We start from the raw sequence: 1684 nt of genomic DNA, 5'->3' as shown, positions 1-1684 counted from the left end.
TACTGGTTATCTTCTTAATGGAGCAGCTACGCCAGCGGGGATTAAAAGCGGAAATTAGCGATCTGTTTGTGGCCCCCTCTCTCAAAGAGCTGGCGCTCAAAGTCTCGGTCATCGAGCCTGAAGCCGCAGCAAATATTGTCTCTCAGGTATCAACATTTGACGGCCAAACGATTACACCGTCGATGTTACCGCTGATTGAATTAACTCAAGATGATATTGATTATGTGATACAGCAGACACCGGGAGGCGTCGCGAATATTCAGGATATTTATGCGCTAGCCCCTTTGCAAGATGGCATCTTATTTCACCATCTGTTGCAAGAGCGTGGCGATCCCTACCTGTTTATTAGCCAGATTGCTTTCGGCACACGCGCATTAGTGGATGAATTTCTCAACGCGATGCAGCAGGTCGTTAATCGGCACGACATCCTCAGAACGGCAATTATTGCTCGTGGTGTGAGCATGCCCGCGCAGGTGGTTTATCGTGAAGCCTCCCTGAAGATCCATGAGTTAACGCTAGACCGCCAGAATGGCCCGGTCGTTGAACAGCTTAGCGCAAGGTATAACGCGGAAGACTACCGTCTGGATATTCAGCAAGCGCCTTTACTACAGTTCGTTATCACCGAAGATAAGGATAATCAGCGTTGGGTCATGGTTATGCTGATGCACCATTTAATCGGTGACCATACTACGCTTGAGCGTCTCTACCATGAAGTTGAGTCAATCATGCGTGGCCGTGCCGCTAGCCTGGATGAGCCTAAGCAATACCGTAATTTGGTGGCTCAAACCTATCTTTCCGAGCAGCAAAGCAAGCATGAGGCTTACTTCCGCAGCCGTTTGGCCGACATTGATGAACCAACGTTACCTTATGGCTTGAGCGAGATCGATAATCGTGCAGTACAGGAACATCGTTTGGACTTACCTGCTTCTTTGAATGATCGTCTGCGCCACCATGCACGGCGACTGGAAGTTAGCCTTGCTAGTCTATGTCATCTTGCCTGGGGCCGCGTGTTGATGGCAATCAGTGGGCGTTCTAGCGTGGTCTTTGGCACCGTACTCTTTGGTCGTTTGCAGGGGACTGAAGGGATGTCTAAAGCCATGGGGATGTTTATCAACACCCTCCCTTTCAGAGTCGATGTGAATGATAGATCGGTAGAACAAGCGGTTAAGGAAACACAGCAAGACTTGGCTGAATTGCTGGGTTATGAGTATGCCTCTTTGGCGCTGGCCCAGCGTTTTAGTGGTGTTGCCGCCCCTGCCCCGCTATTTAGTTCATTGCTTAACTACCGACACTCGCCTCTCACAACCAACGCTGAGAATGTGCCGGAGCCATTGTTCGATATTACCTGGCTGAAGTCTGAAGAGCGGACGAACTATCCTTTGGTTGTGTCAGTTGAAGATTTTGGTCAGGCCATGGCGCTAACGATTCAAGGTGTTACGCCTATCGAGCCGCACACAATATGCCTTTATATGCAGCGCGTGTTCGAAGGGATCGCGAATACTTTGGATCAGCAGGAACACTATAGCCTGCAACAACTCCCTGTTTTACCTGCTACAGCGCTTCACGCCCTGACTGAACAACGCAACCTGCCGCTGTGGGGAGCGCCTGTCGAGCTCTGTGTGCATCAGCAATTTGAGCAGCAGGCCGCGCTGTATCCGCAGGCGATAGCGCTGACTTATGGCGA

The 1684-nt window shown here is 50.6% G+C and carries 1 protein-coding gene; it reads left to right on the top strand.

What is annotated here, in order from left to right:
* Positions 1 to 17: 17 nt before the first annotated feature.
* On the top strand, positions 18 to 1684 hold a 1667-nt coding region (locus PSI14_RS19885), incomplete at its 3' end, for a condensation domain-containing protein (protein ID WP_273577709.1).

Source organism: Xenorhabdus anantnagensis, assembly GCF_028598555.1.
Lineage (GTDB): Bacteria > Pseudomonadota > Gammaproteobacteria > Enterobacterales > Enterobacteriaceae > Xenorhabdus > Xenorhabdus anantnagensis.
This window is presented reverse-complemented; position numbering and strand designations above follow the sequence as displayed.